This window comes from Thermoactinomyces mirandus, assembly GCF_013868055.1.
Classification (GTDB): Bacteria; Bacillota; Bacilli; order Thermoactinomycetales; family Thermoactinomycetaceae; genus Thermoactinomyces; species Thermoactinomyces mirandus.
Window position 1 is genome coordinate 29,956 of the sequence record NZ_JACEOL010000023.1, and the last position, 18,548, is coordinate 48,503.

At 43.5% G+C, this 18,548-nt stretch carries 16 protein-coding genes and 1 pseudogene; 7 read left to right on the forward strand and 10 right to left on the reverse strand.

The window, feature by feature from the left end; translation table 11 throughout:
• The first annotated feature begins 227 nt into the window (after positions 1–227).
• On the forward strand, positions 228–2,357 hold the full coding sequence (locus H2C83_RS18330; protein WP_181739161.1) for a Piwi domain-containing protein: 2,130 nt from the start codon (positions 228–230) through the stop codon (positions 2,355–2,357).
• 41 nt (positions 2,358–2,398) lie between these two features.
• On the opposite strand, the gene H2C83_RS07005 is transcribed toward H2C83_RS18330, so the two are convergent.
• A complete protein-coding gene (locus tag H2C83_RS07005; protein ID WP_181739163.1) occupies positions 2,399–2,791 on the reverse strand; it encodes a hypothetical protein in 393 nt (130 codons plus the stop codon).
• Positions 2,792–2,960: 169 nt separating this feature from the next.
• Here H2C83_RS07005 and H2C83_RS07010 point away from each other — a divergent pair, with 169 nt between their 5' ends.
• On the forward strand, positions 2,961–3,338 hold the full coding sequence (locus H2C83_RS07010; protein ID WP_181739166.1) for an ArsR/SmtB family transcription factor: 378 nt from the start codon (positions 2,961–2,963) through the stop codon (positions 3,336–3,338).
• Positions 3,319–5,445 carry a heavy metal translocating P-type ATPase gene (locus tag H2C83_RS07015; protein WP_181739168.1) on the forward strand — a complete coding sequence of 709 codons (2,127 nt, stop codon included), beginning with the start codon at positions 3,319–3,321 and terminating at the stop codon, positions 5,443–5,445. Before H2C83_RS07010 ends, H2C83_RS07015 begins: the two co-directional genes overlap by 20 nt.
• A gap of 121 nt (positions 5,446–5,566) precedes the next feature.
• On the opposite strand, the gene H2C83_RS07020 is transcribed toward H2C83_RS07015, so the two are convergent.
• From H2C83_RS07020 to H2C83_RS07055, 8 genes and pseudogenes are all read right to left on the reverse strand, one after another.
• Complete coding sequence (locus H2C83_RS07020; protein WP_181739170.1) at positions 5,567–5,752, reverse strand: hypothetical protein; 186 nt, start codon at positions 5,750–5,752, stop codon at positions 5,567–5,569.
• Positions 5,753–6,050: 298 nt separating this feature from the next.
• Positions 6,051–6,977 carry an ADP-ribosylglycohydrolase family protein gene (locus tag H2C83_RS07025; RefSeq protein ID WP_312853872.1) on the reverse strand — a complete coding sequence of 309 codons (927 nt, stop codon included), beginning with the start codon at positions 6,975–6,977 and terminating at the stop codon, positions 6,051–6,053.
• 335 nt (positions 6,978–7,312) lie between these two features.
• Positions 7,313–7,861: an endonuclease domain-containing protein gene (locus tag H2C83_RS07030; RefSeq protein WP_181739174.1), complete on the reverse strand. Its 549-nt coding sequence runs from the start codon at positions 7,859–7,861 to the stop codon at positions 7,313–7,315.
• 156 nt (positions 7,862–8,017) lie between these two features.
• Positions 8,018–9,398, reverse strand: a pseudogene (gene lpdA / locus H2C83_RS07035) (dihydrolipoyl dehydrogenase).
• A 20-nt stretch (positions 9,399–9,418) separates the two neighbouring features.
• Positions 9,419–10,663: a dihydrolipoamide acetyltransferase family protein gene (locus H2C83_RS07040; RefSeq protein ID WP_181739176.1), complete on the reverse strand. Its 1,245-nt coding sequence runs from the start codon at positions 10,661–10,663 to the stop codon at positions 9,419–9,421.
• 68 nt (positions 10,664–10,731) lie between these two features.
• On the reverse strand, positions 10,732–11,766 hold the full coding sequence (locus H2C83_RS07045) for an alpha-ketoacid dehydrogenase subunit beta (protein WP_181739178.1): 1,035 nt from the start codon (positions 11,764–11,766) through the stop codon (positions 10,732–10,734).
• A gap of 34 nt (positions 11,767–11,800) precedes the next feature.
• Positions 11,801–12,793, reverse strand: a complete 993-nt coding sequence (locus H2C83_RS07050) for a thiamine pyrophosphate-dependent dehydrogenase E1 component subunit alpha (RefSeq protein ID WP_281364114.1) — start codon at positions 12,791–12,793, stop codon at positions 11,801–11,803.
• A 319-nt stretch (positions 12,794–13,112) separates the two neighbouring features.
• Complete coding sequence (locus H2C83_RS07055) at positions 13,113–14,954, reverse strand: sigma-54-dependent Fis family transcriptional regulator (RefSeq protein ID WP_181739182.1); 1,842 nt, start codon at positions 14,952–14,954, stop codon at positions 13,113–13,115.
• Between the two features lie 539 nt (positions 14,955–15,493).
• Between H2C83_RS07055 and H2C83_RS07060 the strand changes: the two genes are divergently transcribed.
• The 3 genes from H2C83_RS07060 (at position 15,494) to H2C83_RS07070 (ending at position 17,355) form a co-directional block, all read left to right on the forward strand.
• A complete protein-coding gene (locus tag H2C83_RS07060; RefSeq protein WP_181739184.1) occupies positions 15,494–16,009 on the forward strand; it encodes a hypothetical protein in 516 nt (171 codons plus the stop codon).
• On the forward strand, positions 15,987–16,349 hold the full coding sequence (locus H2C83_RS07065) for a helix-turn-helix domain-containing protein (protein ID WP_181739186.1): 363 nt from the start codon (positions 15,987–15,989) through the stop codon (positions 16,347–16,349). The genes H2C83_RS07060 and H2C83_RS07065 overlap by 23 nt, the downstream gene beginning before the upstream one ends.
• Positions 16,350–17,061: 712 nt before the next feature.
• A complete protein-coding gene (locus H2C83_RS07070) occupies positions 17,062–17,355 on the forward strand; it encodes a hypothetical protein (protein ID WP_181739188.1) in 294 nt (97 codons plus the stop codon).
• Between the two features lie 142 nt (positions 17,356–17,497).
• Here H2C83_RS07070 and H2C83_RS07075 read toward each other — a convergent pair whose 3' ends face one another.
• Positions 17,498–17,653, reverse strand: a complete 156-nt coding sequence (locus H2C83_RS07075) for a hypothetical protein (protein WP_181739190.1) — start codon at positions 17,651–17,653, stop codon at positions 17,498–17,500.
• A gap of 270 nt (positions 17,654–17,923) precedes the next feature.
• Here H2C83_RS07075 and H2C83_RS07080 point away from each other — a divergent pair, with 270 nt between their 5' ends.
• Positions 17,924–18,496, forward strand: coding sequence for a hypothetical protein (locus H2C83_RS07080; protein ID WP_181739192.1), 573 nt, complete (start codon positions 17,924–17,926; stop codon positions 18,494–18,496).
• The last annotated feature ends 52 nt before the right edge of the window (positions 18,497–18,548 follow it).

Below are 18,548 nucleotides of genomic sequence, written 5' to 3' on the forward strand. Positions count from 1 at the left end.
ATAATCTCCGATCAGAATTAAAAATTCAAGTTCTATGAAAGTATTTTGATTTCACATGAATAATTTTATGACCTCAAAAAACTTGAATCGTTAGTTTGTTTGAATTTCAGCCGCTCTTCTATAACAGAGAAACAATGAACGGAGGAGGAATTTTGAAAAAGCAATAGAATTATATGATTATATCAATGAAAATTACTAAAATATAAAGCAGAAAAGGAGGAAAATCTGTGGGCAGTTTCATTCTAACCGAATACAAAGCTGCAATTCATGCAAGCCAAATCAAACTTCATATCTATCGTATGCCAATAAAAGATCGTGAAAATATTGATCGGGAATATGGAACTCATACATATCAATTGAGGCAGAAAAATCGGACAACGATAGCTTTTTACCGCTCATTGATCGGTTCATTTAAAAAGTTAACCGATGAACCGGACGGATATGAGCACTATGAATACCGCCCCATCAAACTTGACCAATCACCAGAAAGTCATCAGGAAAGAAAATTATTAGAAAGATTAATTTTACGTGGATTGGGAGATGCAAGCCGAAAAGAGTTTTTTACAAATGGGCAGTCTATTTTTGAAAAAAAACCATTTAAATATCTCTCTGAATGTAAAATCTATCGCGGAATTCATATAGACGTTACCGTCAAAGAACACGGAGATATCATGATTGGTTTTGAGTTAAAACACTCCATTCAATCCAATCAATCCATATCTGCTGCTTTAAGACAACAAGAACTTAACAAAGGCGATAAGGTATTCGATTATATAAACAATGCCCATTTTCAATTTGAAGGCATATCTGATAAAACAATTAGTGATCCTCTTCCTGATCTTAACAATAAAAGTATCCTCCAACATTACGAAACAAAACCAAGCATCTATAACTCATTATCTAAAAACCCGAATGCAAAAGCTGTACTTGTACGTTCAAAAAAGGGGAAAGTATATCACTATGCACCTCAGCTTTTGTTAAAAGAATGTCTGATGAAAGATGTTCCCCCAAAGGAGCATTCTTCTGTAAAGCTAGATCCCAGTGAAAAAATAAACCACTCTGTCAAATTGATGGAAAAAATTATCAAAGCCTTTAAACAACAGTATTTCCCTATTGGATTTGAACCTAAAAGTTTAAATATTGGAAAATCGGGATATCAGTGTCATTCTGTTCCTGACCCTCTGCTTCGTATTGGAAATGGGGCTACATGCAAACATCAAAATTTAAAAGTTTCCTTATCCAGGCATAAAATATTTGATTCAATTTCCTCACCTGTTCAATATCAATTATTATTGGACAGTAAATTTCATCAGGAATGGAAAAAAAGAATTGCAGAACAGTTCAAACATACTTTGGAGAAAAAGTCAAAGCAATGGGGAGTTGAATTGCAAAGTGCAGGTAACCCCCAATTTCTGCCCACCTCTAATCCTCGTTCACTTGAATTTCTTCTGAAAGATATTGAATTCGATTCAGCTGTAATCTATGCGGTCCTTCTTGATGAAAATAAACAAGAAGAAAGTGGAATCTATTCCGTATTCAAAAAAGAATTGGGTGGGAATCGTGGCATCCATACTCAAGTAATCCTGATCAATTCATTAAAAAATGAGCATACCATTCCACAAATTCTCTTGGGAATCTATACAAAGGCCGGATTGCAACCCTGGATATTACATAAACCATTACATGCTGATTGCTATGTAGGCTATGATGTCAGTCATGAAAATGGACGTCATGCTACTGGAATTGTCCAGGTCTTTGGAAAAGATGGCAGCCAAATCTGGTCTCAGCCGATCTCCTCCACAGAAGCAGGAGAAAAAGTCAGTAAAAGCACTATTCAATCTATGGTTATTCATGTTCTCCATTATTACCAAAGGAAAATGGGAAAAAAGCCCGAACATATTGTCTTTCATCGAGATGGTACAGGTTATGACGAAGAAATCGAATGGATCAAGGAAATTTTGTCCGACCAGGAAATAACTGGCAAATCGGTTTCTTTTGATTATGTTTCTATTGTGAAGGAATGCGGCCGAAGAATGGCTTACTTTGATGAAATTAAATATAAAATGAATAATATTCCTGGAACTGCCTATATAGATTCCAAAAATCAGAAAGCTTATCTTTGTTTGACAGATCCCATCCGGAAGATCGGCATGGCGAAGCCATTAAAAATTATAAAGCACACGGGAAAATTAACACTTGAACAAATTGCTGAAGATGTTTATCATTTATCATTCATGAATATTCATACAGACAGGAAAGTCCGTTTGCCAGTCACGACGAATTATGCAGATAAAAGCTCTACCTTTTTCAATAGAGGTTATTTATCAGCTCAAAAAGAAGGCATTGGATTTGTATAAAACAAAAAGGAGTTCCTGTATAAACAATAAATGAAGGAAATTTACTTGAAGGTACTTCTTCTCCATGGCAAGACTGCCAAGGCGGTCAAACTCAGTTTAAAGACTATGTCAAGAATTTCCGTCTTCCCAAACAGATCCCTGCGGTTCAACGGTGTGAACCCGACTCGGAGTTCAGCCCAGATGGACCTGGGGATCTGTGAATACACAGACCCTTGAGGATCCTGTGTGTCACGTTTCCCGGCCAATCTGTGTAGAGTCTCTCTATCGCTGGGCCATCTGCAGATTTCTCCTTCGTCGGATGTCTGGCTCATGCGTTTGGATATTTTGACGGGATTCCGGACATCCCAAATGAAAACAATGGCCGTGAGGCGACGGTATGGGAGCAAAACGGTCATGTGGAAATCCGGATCGGTCCGAAACTTGTTGTCCATCATGAAAAAGCGGAAAATTTCCCGTCCGGGGAATCTTTAAAACTATTGACAAACCTGAAAATCAATTTCCCGATATTATCTTTTCAAATTCAAATATTCATTTGATTATTTAATAATAATCGACTAAAATATAATCAAATAATTGTTTGCTTATTAAAGCGAGGTGCTCACCTTGAGCGATGATCGTTGTGAAATATATTGTTTTGATGAAACCAAGGTCAGGAATGCAAAATCTTTCCTGAAAACGGTAGATCCTGTTGATACAGCCCTGATTTTTAAAGCATTGGCTGATCCGACGCGATTGAAGATTGCCTACGCCCTGGTGCAGGAAAAGGAGCTTTGCGTTTGCGATGTTGCCAATATCATTGATTCTACGCCGGCAACAGCTTCCCATCATTTGCGATTGCTGCGGAATATGGGATTGGCCAAATACCGCAAAGAAGGGAAAATGGTTTTTTACTCACTTGATGATGATCATGTAAATCAGTTAATTTGTCTGGCGTTCGATCATAGTAAGGAGTTCATGGAAAATGGAACAGATTCGAGATAAAAATGTTTACCGTATCCAAGGTTTAACGTGTACCAACTGCGCAGCCCAGTTTGAAAGAAATGTCCGCAACCTGCCCGGCGTCAGGGAAGCAAAAGTAAACTTTGGCGCTTCCAAAATCACGGTATTTGGAGAGGCAAACATTGAACAACTGGAGAAAGCCGGCGCATTTGAAAGCCTGAAAATCGCGCCTCAGCATGTAGGCACCAGCGCCCGCAAGGTCCCGCTCTGGAAAAGAAAAAAAAATATGTTTGTTTTGTTATCGGCATTCCTTCTGATCACTGCCTGGTTGGTCAGCAATTCCTATGGAGAAGAGAATGCATGGGCTGTGCTCCTGTATAGTGCATCGATGGCGGTCGGGGGATACCGGTTGTTTATCCACGGTCTGAAAAACCTGCTTCGCTTGCAATTCCAGATGAACACGCTGATGATCATCGCCATTTTGGGCGCCGCAGCCATTGGCGAATGGAGGGAAGGGGCGACGGTCGTCATCCTGTTTGCCATCAGCGAAATGCTGGAAACCTTCTCCATGGACAAAGCACGTGAATCCATCCGCTCCCTGATGGAGATCGCACCAAAGCAGGCCTTGATTCGCCGGAATGGAGAAGAAAAATCAATTGCTGTAGGCGAGATTGAAACGGGCGATACGATGATTGTCAAACCCGGACAAAAGATTGCCATGGACGGAATCGTAACCAAAGGAACTTCGACAGTGAACCAGGCAGCAATCACCGGTGAATCGATCCCTGTATCCAAAACCATCGATGATGAGGTCTATGCCGGAACCCTCAATGGTGAGGGATTGCTGGAAGTGCAGGTAACCAGGCGCGCAGGGGACACAACCCTTGCCAAAATCATTCACCTGGTTGAAGAAGCCCAGGCGGAGAGGGCCCCGTCGCAAGCCTTTGTGGACCGCTTTGCCAGGATTTATACCCCTGCCATATTGATAACGGGATTGCTCCTGGCCATCATCCCACCCCTCATTTTCCAGGCGGACTGGTATGATTGGATTTACCGGGGACTGGCTGTTCTTGTTGTCGGGTGTCCTTGCGCCCTGGTCATTTCCACTCCGGTTTCCATCGTCACCGCAATTGGCAATGCCGCCCGCAACGGGGTATTGATCAAAGGTGGAATCCATCTTGAAGAAATGGGACAACTTAAAACAATCGCCTTTGATAAAACCGGAACTTTAACCAAAGGGGCACCCGTTGTTACCGACTTGATTTCGATGGGTTCACAAAAAGAGAAGGAGTTGCTCGCAATCGCGGCCGCTATGGAGAAAAACTCGCAACATCCGCTCGCATCAGCCCTCTTGCGTAAAGCGGAAGAAGCAAAAATCCATCTGACTGAATATCCGGTTGCGGATTTTGCTTCCCTGACAGGCAAAGGAGTGCAAGCCAGGGTAAATGGCTCACTCTACTATGCTGGCAGCCCCGCCCTGTTTGAAGAACGGCTTCCCGGAGGGATTCCCGACAGACTGCGTCAACAGATCAAAGACCGGCAACTGCAGGGAAAAACGGTCATCCTGCTGGGAACGGAATTGGAAATACTCGCCCTGATTGCCGTTACTGATGAAGTAAGGGAAAACAGTGCGGAAGTCATCGAAAAACTGCATGGGCTCGGAATCCAAAAAACGGTCATGCTTACCGGCGACAACAACTCCACAGCGCAGGCAATCGGCCAAATTTCTGGCATAACCGAAACCCGGGCCGAATTGCTGCCACAGGACAAACTGGAGGTAATCAAACAACTGCGCAAGGATGAGGGATCTGTCGCCATGGTTGGGGACGGTGTCAACGATGCGCCGGCCCTTGCAGCAGCCACTGTAGGAGTGGCCATGGGCGGAACCGGAACAGACACAGCCCTGGAAACGGCAGATATCGCACTAATGGGCGATGATCTTGGCAAACTTCCTTTCACCATAAAATTAAGCCGCAAAACGTTACAGATCATCAAGCAAAACATCACGTTTGCCCTGGCAATCAAGGCGATTGCCCTGCTCCTCATTATAACGGGCTGGCTTACGCTCTGGATGGCCGTCTTTGCAGATATGGGAGCCACGCTCATCGTCACTTTAAATGGTCTTCGCCTGCTCAACGTTCAGGATTAAGCGGAAAAACAGATACTTTTCTGATCTAAAAATACCACCATATAAGAATGATCATATGGTGGTATGATTTTTAAGATTCTCTTCTTCCAACCTTTTTCTTGCCTTCTTTTTTGAGTCTCCATTAGTAGTATCCGACTTTTGATAGCTCAGCAATATTCCATAACCAAGTGAGGGAGTATCGATCTTGAAGTGGATGGATAATAGAAAAGCGATCTTGTTTTTGAACTACCCCTTCCCGTTTGGACTGGGATACAGCTTTTTTTAAGTAAGCAACCTCTGCCTTTACATATTCTGGTTCTTCTTCCATACTGGAGAACTTCGTTTCAGAATACCCCGTTCTGCGAGACTTCTTATAAAGTCCGCCAGCCCGATGATCTGTTAAGGGTTTTCCTTCTTGATATTTTTTGACCAATTTTTAATCTGGGTATTCGAACGAACACCCAGATAATCTGCAACATGCTGATAACCAACTATTTTAGCAAACAGGCTCTTTTGGCACAGTCTACTTTGAGGGGATTATACCAGATCGCTCGGGTTTTAATCATTTCCTGGTCTGGAGGGGGATGATCATCGTAATCAGGAAATAAGCATTTCGTATTTTGTTACTAATATTGTTTTGATCCCGGAGTTGTATAATTGCTTTCTGATGAACCGCTTGCCGTTTCGTTTTCCCGGACTTGCCAAAGTTTTTCAGACAATGTTTCCAGTTCATCTTTTGGCTTAAGCACTTCTACATACCGTTTGGGAATGGAAGCAAATCCCCGGTAAAGCCCTGCAAGCCCCCCGGCAATTGCTCCGATGGTATCTGAATCTCCTCCCAAATTGGCTGCTTTTTGAACCGATTCTTCAAAAGAGGATGAGGTCCATAAAATATTTAATACCCAAATGAATGTATTGACCACATACCCGTTCGGCGAAACATCAGGATACTCCTTGATCGCGTCACAATATCTCGTCTCCTTGATTTCCTCTTCAATCGACGATTTCAAGGATTCACCTTTTAGCACCCGATATGCAATGCGATTGTAGATGAGGCAGGCTTCAGAAGCCAAATCATCGTAATGGGTCATTTTCGATTGGAGAACTGTAATTTCTTCTATCTTTTTCAAATCCCCATATGCCAGAGCAACAGGCAAACAGCGCATCAGGGAACCATTTCCCGCACTCCTGCCACTTAACACTTTATGTGCTTTTTCTGCCGCCTTAAACCAATCCCCTTCATAGCAATCGAAAGTTGTGCGAATAATATTTCCAATATCCCTGGGGTTGGTTTCAACCCACTTTTTGAATTCATTTCCGATTCTGCCCACAGGATCGGAAGGATTGGCAAGCAAACCTTTGGCAACCGCAATTGTCATCGCCGTATCATCAGTGGTTTCTCCAGGCTCTATTCCCAACCATCCTCCACCCGTCATTTCTGTTAAATAGCCATAGTTTGCATTGACTTCATCCTGACTCATAAATTCCGTGACGGCTCCAAGCGCATCGCCAACGGCGACACCAAATAACGCACCTTTGATCTGATTGAACATATTCATAACTCCCTGACATTGACATCGTGATGTATAAACCATATTTTCAATATCATATTAACGCAGACGATCAGATAAGAGAAGCGTTAGCGGTTACGGTAAGGATTTGAAGAACCATTTTAAGATTTACGGGATGGAATCGAAACAGCTTTGCATTAATTATAAGACAGTCACTGCAACATCAGTCCAATCATTCTTATTATCAAACAGAATGCGTGGGGTGGGTATTACACGACCCCTAAAAAAATCAGCCAAACCCAATCGGATATGAGTTGAGAAGAGGTATTCTCCCCTGTTTATATTTTGTCTAAATGGACTTCAGATATCTGTTAAAGTTAATGAGTTGCTTTATCAGCAGCACTTTTTCTCTTTTTCTCCAGTCCATTGGTGTAATTCAATATTTTTTCCATGGTTTTTGCCCGCCGCTTTTTCACATCGTAATAAGTAAAACGCATCACTTTCCATCCTTGACGATACATATAGGCATTACGCCGTCGGTCCTTGTCTTTGCGGTCTTTATGGTACTTATGTCCATCCAGTTCGATAACCAGCCTGTAATCAGGCAGGGCAAAGTCGGCCCAATAGGGGCCAATCGGGTATTGCGGGAATATTTTTCCTTTGTAGACACTCCGTATGTCGTAATATAACCACCGTTCCAAAATACTGTCTGTCATAAACATGTTCTTATCCAATACCGGAAAATGCCCCCATGCAACTTGTTCAATGATAAACTTGACAGCAAGATATGGCGATAATATCCACCGAATCGTCTGTTTGGCTTTCTTTTTTGATTCAATCGCTTTGCGTCTCACACGACGATAAGCCTTTTTGACGGACGACCACCACACACCTGCTTTACCAATCAAGCTTTCAAACCATTCCATAATAAAAATCCCTCCCTTATTCAGAATACTACAAAATAAAGAAAGGATTCTGCTTATCAAATTAAAATAGTTTTTTATAAAAAAACATGCTCCCTCATATCATTGTGTAAAGGAGCTTACTATTATCACATTGCTTTTTCTATTTTTTACCTACTTCTATAAATGTACAGCATTGCCTGTTGCGCTCAAGACCGCTTCTTGCAACGCTTCAGACAATGTGGGATGCGCCGCAATGAAACTTTCCATGGCATCGGCAGTCATCTCGGAATGCAACATCATAGTTCCTTGTCCAATCAGTTCTGTAGCAGACGGTCCGATAATTGACATACCGATGATTTCATTAAATTCCGGATGAACGATTACTTTTACCTTGCCGGTTTGCTCCTTGAGAATCAAAGCTTTTCCATTTGCCGAGAAAGGAAATTCCCCGATCCGAATATCACCATATTTCTCTCTGGCTTTTTTCTCAGTCAATCCCACGCACCCAATTTCCGGATGCGTGTAAATGCAACGTGGAACGGCTGGGGAGTTTATCACTTTTTGTCTGCCGCATGCGTTTGCGGCAGCGATTTTTCCTTCATGGAAAGCATAGTGAGCCAATTGGATTCCCCCGACTACGTCGCCGCATGCATAAACATGCGGTATACTTGTTTGCATGCGTTCATTGACTTGAATCCCCTGTTTGCTATAGAGCACTCCGATCCCATCCAGTCCTAATCGTTCCAGGCGCGGTTTTCGACCAATTGAAACCAATACGTAATCGGCAGTCATCTTCATGCTTTTCCCATTCTTTAGCAATGTAGCCGATTTTTCATTGCAATCCAATTTTTGCACACTTGTCGATGTATGAATCACAACTCCGTCTTTTTCCAGTTGCTTTTGCAAAATAGCCGCTATATCTATATCTTCGCCGGGGATAATCTGATCTGTCATTTCTACGATGGTTACTCTGCTGCCCATCCGGCTGTAAATACTGGCGAATTCACAACCAATAATGCTGCTGCCCACAATCAGCAGTGATGCGGGAACTTTCGGCAGGGCAATCGCGTGCCGGTTATGGATCACCCACTCTCCATCAAACGGTGCAAAAGGCAATGCGATTGGTTCCGATCCTGTCGCAATAATAAACTGATCAGCTGTCATTCTCTCTGTCCCATCGGCTGTCTGAACCTGGATCAGGCGATCAGTCAAAAAAGCAGCTCTTCCTTTAACTACACGTACCTGATTCTTCTTCACCAGATATCCAATGCCGCGCACCAGTTTTTTGACCACTTCATCTTTATACTGCTGAACTCGTTTCCAGTTCAGGTGTACCTGGTCAAGCGGCAAATTGATTCCAAACCGATTCACATGTTTCACCCTGTCATACATTTCTGCACTTTCCAAACAACGACTTGGTCGGAATGCAACCTTCATTTAAACAAGTTCCACCCAGCTCCGCCTCTTCGATCAATACTACTTGTCTGCCAAGACGCGCGGCCATGATTGCTGCAACATAACCTGCCGGTCCGCCTCCAATAATGGCTACTGTACTCAATATCCCACCTCCCTCTCCGCTTATAACAACATGCTATGGGGATGTTCAAGAATATTTTTGACAGTTTGAAGAAATTGTGCGGCGGGGGCTCCATCGAGCACACGATGGTCAAACGTCAAGCTTAACGGCAATAAACTTCGTCGTTCCAATGTATCGCCTATATAAACAGGTTTGTCTTTGATCATACCAATCCCCAGAATACCCGCTTCCGGAGGATTCAACACGGGGGTAAACTGTTCCACACCATACGCTCCCAGGTTTGTGATGGTAAATGTTGAACCTTTCATTTCTTCAACGGCCAGTTTACCTGTTCGGGCCTTACTGCCCAACGATTTGATTGTTTTTGACAATTCCACCAGCGAATAACGGTCGGCGTTGCGGACAACGGGTACCACCAATCCTTTTTCCAAGGCGACGGCAACACCCAAATGAACATGGGAATAGGTATATATACAGTCATCCATATAAGTGCTGTTCATCCGTTTATGCTTAAGTAGAGACAGTACAACTGCACGGGCAATGAAATCGGTTACAGTCAGTCTGGTTTCATAACGTTCCAGGACATCGGACAAAATCTGTTTCCGAAGGGCCTGCAGGTCACTGACATCGACGCTCATGTTTATCGTCAGCTGTGCGCTCTGTTGCATACTTTCAACCATTCTTGCAGCAATCACTTTACGCATACCGCTGACAGGAATACGCTTCTCACCAGATTCTTCCTTTTCCTGCTCACCGGATAAACCAGGCTGTTCCTGATCATGGGCTGGCGCAATATTTGCACGGACAGCGATTGCTTTTTCCACATCCTTTTTCGTAATTCTTCCTTGCGGGCCAGTACCGGCAACCGATTCCGGATCCAGTCCGGCTTCTTCCGCCATTTTGCGGGCAACTGGCGAGATTCTCACTTTTCTTTTTTGTACCGGGCGATTCAGGGCAGGTTCACCAGCGGATTCTGAACTGGAGACCGCCTGCCTGTTTTCATTCGGGGAGGAAACCCCAGGCTTCACTGCACTTTCTGTTTTTTCCCCTTCCGCACCAATATAACCGATCACCCCGCCAACCGGAACCACGTCCCCATTTTTCGCCGTAATATCTATAACTACCCCGTCTTCAGGAGCTTCTATATCCATTTCAATTTTATCGGAACTGATCACAACGACGGTGTCCCCTTTTTTAACGAACTCGCCGATGTTTTTTTTCCATTCAACAACTGTTCCTTCTTTCATTCCCATTCCCAGTTTCGGCATAATTACCTCAGTAGCCATAACTGTTCCACTCCTTTACAAACAGGAGGCGCAACTGCACCATCTCCTTTTATTTTTGAAATCGCTTGCTAAATCGCAGAGATTGATTCATCACCGAGAAGTTCAGAAACAGCTTGGATCACTTTTTTCGGAGAGGGCAGATAGAGATCCTCCAAATTGGCCGCAAACGGAACCGGAGTGTGCGGCGCTGTTATTCTCTTAATGGGTACATCCAGAGAGTAAAATCCTTGATCTGCCACCATCGCTGCAATATCGGTTGCCATACTGCAACGGGGATTTGCTTCATCAATGACTATGAGACGATTGGTTTTGGCAACGGAAGCAAGAATCGTTTCTTCATCCAGCGGTGACAATGTGCGCGGATCGACCACTTCCGTCTGAATCCCCATTTCTGCGAGCTGTTCTGCCGCCTCCAGAGCTGTGTGAACCTGTTTCCCGATGGCTACAATGGTGAGGTCCCTTCCCTGGCGTTTCACATCCGCTTTCCCGAACGGGATTTTGTAATAATCTTCCGGCACCTCCCCGGATATGGTGTACAATGTCTTGTCTTCGAAGAAAATGACCGGATCATTATCTTCAATCGAAGTCAGCAGCAATCCTTTGGCATCAGCAGGAGTTGAGGGAACAACGACTTTAATGCCCGGAATATGGGTAAAAATGGCATACAAACTCTGGGAATGCTGGGCGGCTGCACGATGTCCCGCTCCGTGCATGGTTCGGATTGTCAGGGGCACTTGTGCTTTGCCGCCAAACATATAACGCAACTTGGCCCCCTGATTCAGAATCTGATCCAAACACGTACCCAGAAAGTCGTTAAACATCAATTCGGCAATCGGCCTCAGTCCCGTTGAAGCCGCTCCTACTGCCGCCCCGATAAAACCCGCTTCACTGATTGGCGTATCCAATACACGGTCGCGGCCAAATTCCTGCACCAGTCCTTTGGTTACCCCCATCACACCGCCCCATGCTTCATCATTCGCCAAATGATCTATTTCCGCTCCACCAGCTACGTCTTCCCCCAGAAGAATCACATTTTCATCCTGGCGCATGGCCAATCTGATCGCTTCGTTAATGGCACCTGAAAAACTGATTTCTCTGGTCATTTTTCACACCTCACCGGTTAATTTGGAAAATTTTTTAATAAGAGACGTAAACATCGGCCAACAGTTCTTCTTCAGACGGTAACGGGCTTTCTTCCGCAAACCGGACTGCTTCCGAAATGGCATTTTCCACGCTGCTATCGATGGCCGAGAGTTTTTCTTCCGTCAAGAGACCATTTTTCAGCAAATAATTGCGAAACAGAGTGATGGAGTCCTTTTCATCGCGATGATACCGCGACTCCTCATCTGTTTTGTATTTCTGCTGATCTCCTTCAAAATGGCCATAATTGCGATAGGTTTTGCACTCGATCAGAGTTGGCCCTTCACCCTTTCTTGCCCTGTCCACAGCATCTTTGGCCGCTTTATAAACAGCGACAACATCTTTCCCGTCAACGATGGCGCCAGGAATGTTATAGGCAGCCGCCCTTTGCGCAATATCGGTGCAACTGGAAGCATAGGAAAACGGGGTTGCTTCGGCATAATTATTATTTTCCGCTACAAAAATGACCGGCAATTTCCAAATGGCCGCCAGATTCATCCCTTCATGAAACGTCCCCTGATTATTGGCTCCGTCTCCGAAAAAACAAACCGATACATTGCCGGTCTGTTTTAATTTGGCTGTCAGCGCAGCACCAACGGCCAGCGGAAAACCTCCGCCGACAATCCCGTTTGCACCGAGCATTCCTTTCGCCAGATCAGCAATATGCATCGAACCGCCTTTCCCTTTGCATAAACCGGCTGCCTTTCCGTAAATTTCAGCCATCATGCCTTTCAAGTCACACTCTTTCGCAATGCAATGGCCATGTCCGCGATGTGTACTGACAATGCTATCCTTTTCGCTGAGATAGGCGCAGACACCAACTGCGATTGCCTCCTCACCGGCATATAAATGAACAAACCCGGGCAATTTGCCTTTCATAAACAATTCGTGTACACGATCTTCAAATTTCCTGATCTCCACCATTTTTTGATACATCCACACCGCTTTTTCACGGGAAAACAACAGATCTTTCTGATCAACCGATTTCATCATGGATTCCCCCTGACTTTCATTAAACTTTGAAAATTTTTCGTTTCATCCGGGCTGTTTGCCAATGAACATTTCAGAAAACCCCCGGTAGCATCAAGGTGGCACCGAATCATATACATGCATTGATTGCCGGAGCTTTCAAGCTCCTTTACTTACTTTTATTGCAAATCCAATGCCAGACGGTTTCTTTCATTTCCCGTGATTTTATTGGATTTTGCGATGCGAGACCCGTTGCACATTGAGACAAAATGAAACATCTGTCCCATTTTGTCTTGTTTTGTTTAAACAAAAAAACCACGTCAAATCAAAGTGACATGGTTTATAACCCGTACTTTTTGAGCCTGCGGTAGAATGTACTGCGCGGAACGTTTAACATTCTGGCCGCCTCAGAAACATTTCCGCCTGTTTTTTTCAAAGCCTCAAGGATTTCCTGCTTCTGTATTTCTTCACGGACGGTAAGTAATTTTTCTTTTTTTGCCTCCCTTGAATCATTTAACAACTGCTGGTGAATCATCTGCTCAATAAGGAAAGGGTCGGGCGAGTTTCCTTCAGAAAGGATACAAATTCTTTCCAGAACATTGAAAAGTTCGCGAATATTTCCTGGCCATTCATAGTTTACCATTTTTTTCATCATCGACTCCGGTATTTCCACATCCCAGCCGTTTTCCCGGCAATAATAACGGACCAGGCCGGGAATGTCCTCTTTCCGTTCACGCAAGGCCGGGACATAGATTGGAAAAACATAGAGGCGGTAAAAAAGGTCTTTGCGAAAAGCCCCTTCCCGTACCATTTGACGGAGATCGCGATTTGTTGCCGTAATCACGCGGAGATTCAGGGGAATTTCTCTCTTGCTGCCAATCGGTGTAATTTTTTTCTCCTGCAGGACACGTAACAGCGCAACCTGCATTGCCGGGGAAATCTCACCGATTTCATCGAGAAAAATAGTTCCGTGGTTCGCCTGTTCAAATTTACCCTGGTAACCCTGGCTTCGCGCCCCGGTAAACGCCCCTTTTGCATAACCAAACAATTCACTTTCCATCAAATCACATGGAATCGCTCCGCAGTTGACTGCAACAAAGGGACCATTTTTACAGTCGCTGTTTTGATGGATTGCACGGGCGATCAACTCTTTTCCTGTACCACTCTCCCCATAAATAAAAACATTTGCTTTCGTCCCGGCAACCCGGATGACGTTTTGCAAGGTTTGCCCAAATGCTTCGCTTGTTCCCATTTCTCCAGGGAAAGAGAAAGAAACAAATGGTTTTTTTGCATTCTCTGTACCCGACGTCTGTCTTGCATGTTTCAGATCAACGTAAAAGCCGAGTTTTCCACCATGGCGGTCAGAGTATATTGGGGTACATTGCCTTTCCGAAAATCCGTATTCTTTCAATTCCCGCAAGTGCATCCCCTCCCATTGCCCGATCCTGGATTGTACACAACAGCTGGCGAAAAGGATCTGTTTCCTGTTGTTACATATCACCGCAGGAATCCTTGCCTCTGCCAGATTGAATGATTTCTGGAGCAATTCCCGGTTGTCATTATGTTTGCGAAGTTTCCATTCATTTTCAATCGCATATGAGCCCGATACCACTGTCGCAAACGTAAACGGCTGATGATGCTGTACCGGACTTGAAATATTGATCACTCCCAACAGATCCCCTTCATCATCACGAATGGGAGCAGCGGAACAGGTCCATGGCTGGGAAGCCAAAGCATAATGCTCAGACCCGGTCACCACGACCGGTTCTCTCGTTACAAGCGAGGTTCCGATTGCATTTGTCCCCACTTCCTCTTCCGTCCATTTCACCCCTTCAACAAAATTGATTTTCCGGGCGAGGCGTTTTATATCTTTGTCCCCCTTTGCAGTCAGAACATATCCTTGCGGATCAATTAATAAAATAATGGAATGAGTGCCTTTGATATAATTAAATATTTTCTCTATATAAGGAACAGCAACATCAAGAAGTAAAGCGTTTTCATCTTTCAGGCGGCAAAACGATTCGCCGGACAGAACCTGTTTTCCCTCTCCCAGGTACGGATTAACCCCCTTCTTCATGCAGCGCAGCCATGATTCTGAGATCGTTTTTTTTAACCGTGAATCATCAAGTACACCTTCTTGGACAAACTGCTTCCATACCCCTTTTGAAAGAGTACCAAACACTTAGATCTGCCCCTTTCCCCTGTTTTCGCAATTATATGAATTCAATCGGATCGGAACACGGTTACCGCCAAGCAACATAATCATTTTTGCTGATACCCTTTTATTTTTACTTTTCAACAGATTGCTTTGGTTTCCTTCACTTATCTATCCTATTATTATTACATCACAAAAATTTCAAGTATGTCATGAAGAAATATCCGATTTCCCGCAAAAATTTTGATGGACTTTTGACAAATCCACGCAAGTCCGGGAAAGAAATTTGTAAAGTACACTGTTTTAACAAGAATCTTTCAGCAGGTTTTCAAGATTGACATTTTTTCGACATCTGATTTTTGAAGGATATACGAAAGATATATTTAAATAATTAAATAATTGAATTTGAATAGGAGGGATTGACAAATATCGTTTGTAAACAAGGTTCTGGCCAGGCGAACAGATCCCTGGCAAAAAAGGGATGGAGGTTATTTTCCCGCAAAGGAGGGAATATGATAAAATAATCATAAGATTTCTGGAAACTTATGATTGTTTTGTTATATAATATGGGTAGGGTAAAATTTATTTATGTGCGTCGGGAGGACGGAACCCGGCCGGTATTGGAGTTTATCGCAAATATCGCAATGGTCGCGAAACAGGGCAACCCTGATTTTACCCGAATGGCGATTGAGGTCACCAACGGAATCAAGGCAATTGAAAAAACAGGGATTCCGCCATGGACACTTATTAATGAACAGCCATTTTACATAGAAACGTCCACCGGCAAATCGGTAAAGTTTGAATTGCTGAAACGGCTGGAATACAATTTTCCACTGATCGAGTTCCGGGTAAATATCGGTTCATATCCTGCCGGTTATGCTTTCCGGATGGTGCTGTTTACCCATTATTATCAAGGAAGGGAATATGTTTTTGTCACCAATGCCATGATCAAAAGACAAACATCATCGCCCGGGTTTGAGGAAATTGTTAAAGAAGCCGCAAATATCTATAAAGACTTTTTGCGATGCCCGACCAAATATATTCAAATGGGGGATTGGTATGAGCGATCCAAACAATCATGAGGAGCTCATGGAGCTTCTGGAAAGTGTCCCTGGTGTCAAAGAGACGGTTTACAGTTTTTCACGTTTGATGGGCAGGGCGATTTTTGCACGGCGGGTCGAACTGGGTCTGACGCAAAAAGAGCTTGCCCAGCTTGTTCAGAAGGCAACCGGACAGCCCATGCACCAGTCAGTCATTTCCCGGATTGAGGGCGGATCGATCGGGATCACTTCCGAGACCTATGACCGGATTTTACGTGCTTTAGGCATGAAAGATATTGAAATCATTTTCGAACCATCAAGGGAAACAAGTGCCACTCTAGAAAATTTCTCCTTCCCCTGTGCGGCAAATGACGATGTCTGATGATCAGGAGCAACTGACAGCAGAATGAGTAAAACAAACCGGCTACTCCTTCAGTATACGGAAGGCCGGTCATTTGTTTTTGAAATTCATGCTCACATTATAAGACGCCTGCTTTTCCCCGTTTCAATGATAAAAAAGGATCGACTAAAATATTAAGTAACACTATTTCCCTTTCAGGTTTATGATTGGATTGGTTTTGTCATCATATGGCTTTTTATTGGATAAGAAATATAAATTGAATTTTTTATATTTCTCTTCTCACCGGCTACTCCGCATCTACATTTATCAATATACGAAATGTCCTTCACTAAAATTTTTTCTGCCCGCATCCGTCGAGTCAAGTCCGAAATAAACCCCTGCTCCTGATCCCTCATGCTCCCGGACACCCTCCAGACGGACCAGTCCCATCTCTTCATCATCTGCACCTTTTGACCATTATTCCTTTACCAGATTGTAACACCAGATTTTCATTTCGAGAGTGGCCGTCATCACATACTTAATGGAAGAATAGATATAATGGGGTTGGGATAAAATCCTGTTTGCACAATAGAAAATTCAAACGTAAAGGCAGATGGAATGGCGCTTCTGAAAATAGATATGTCTCAAATCTGAGTTTGGGCCGGACCGGTTGGATCAGCGTAAACATGCCCGATCCAGCCGAATTTTTTGTTGTATGTCTGCTCATAGCGCTCTTTTTGCAAAACCAAAATAAATGTCAGAAAAAAATAATAACGAGTTATTTACAGACAAAAACAAAAATTGGTATCATGATAGTAGCAACTTACTTACCTTATTGAGTGAGTTTAAAAAGGTGGGGATAGATATGGTACAAGTTTTAGAAGAAATCCAGCACACAAATGACCAACAATCGAAAGAAATAATCATTAAAAATCTCAAAGCAATTCTACCAAAAAAGTATCATCAACTCCCTGATGATGTTCTTTTGGCAATGTTCAAGTCAATGGTTAAATACAAAGAAGTTTATCAATCGCTTGCCGAAAAATAGGAGTTTCTACTAATGCCTACAGATCACACGAGATACCTATCTGAAAAAGAAATTATTTTGTTACATGAGTTGGTTATGGATTTGTTTGCATCACCAAATAATATACGTGGTGTAAAAGACTATCATGGTTTAAGGTCATTAGTCACTTCCTGATTTTGCTGATCGCCAATTGATCTTTTTTAGGAACATCTCTGCCCACCCCTTTTCCGAGTGGGACCCCTGCTACCAAAGATGCTACCCATTCAAAAACGATGGCTCCAATTCCTGAAGCCATTCGGCCCTGGCTCAACCTGTTCAAAATGTTCATTCACCTCTGGAATCTCAAAAGTGCTCCTCGCAACTACTTCTCCGCTAAATTTCAGACTCTCTACGCCCAGGTACTGCGTCTCAATGCTGTGATCGATGTGGAAAATCAACGATACGAGGAAGCTCTAAACAAATTTCGCAAGATGAACGAGATTGCGAAAGCGATTGATCATCCGGCTACTCTCGCCATGAGTTATACCTTAATATAGGTACGGAACTGGAACGATTGGGAAAACGAGAAGAGGCGATTGAGTATGTCGAGTTGGCCAGAGATGAGTCTTTCCGCGCATCGAAACATGTCATGGTCGTAACCAATGCCTATCTCGCAAGAGTCTATGCCAGTTCCGGACAGAAAGGAAAGTTTAAAAGAGCAATAGAAACCGCATTACGCACGGCAAGAAGGATCAAAAACTTTAATTATGGTGATGGAACCGATTTTGTGTTCCACTCTTTAAGTGGTGTAATGGCAGAAAAGAGCTATGGCTATCTGGAAATTGGAGAACCAGAGGAAACCTTGGCTATGAAAGAGGAAATCAAGAGCCAGATTGCCTTAGAGGCTAATATTTGGCTGGATGCGTGGATTCCACTGGATTGGGCAAGAGCCTATCTAATGTTAGGTGAAGTTGATAAGTGTGTACAGGCGGGCGAAGAATTCTATCGGAAGGCCAAGTTGTTGAAATCGCCTCATGCGAAAAGCCGCGCCTATCGACTGTTAAACACGATTGAAGCATCGGGTTATGGAGATGTTCAATCCATAAAAAATTTCCGCCATATGCTTGATCATGACAAGGATAAGAATGAGCTAAAAGAACTGGACGCTCACTACCCCGCCTAAGGATCGGAATCTGGAATCATAATCATCGGCAAAAGCGACATTCTGCGCAATG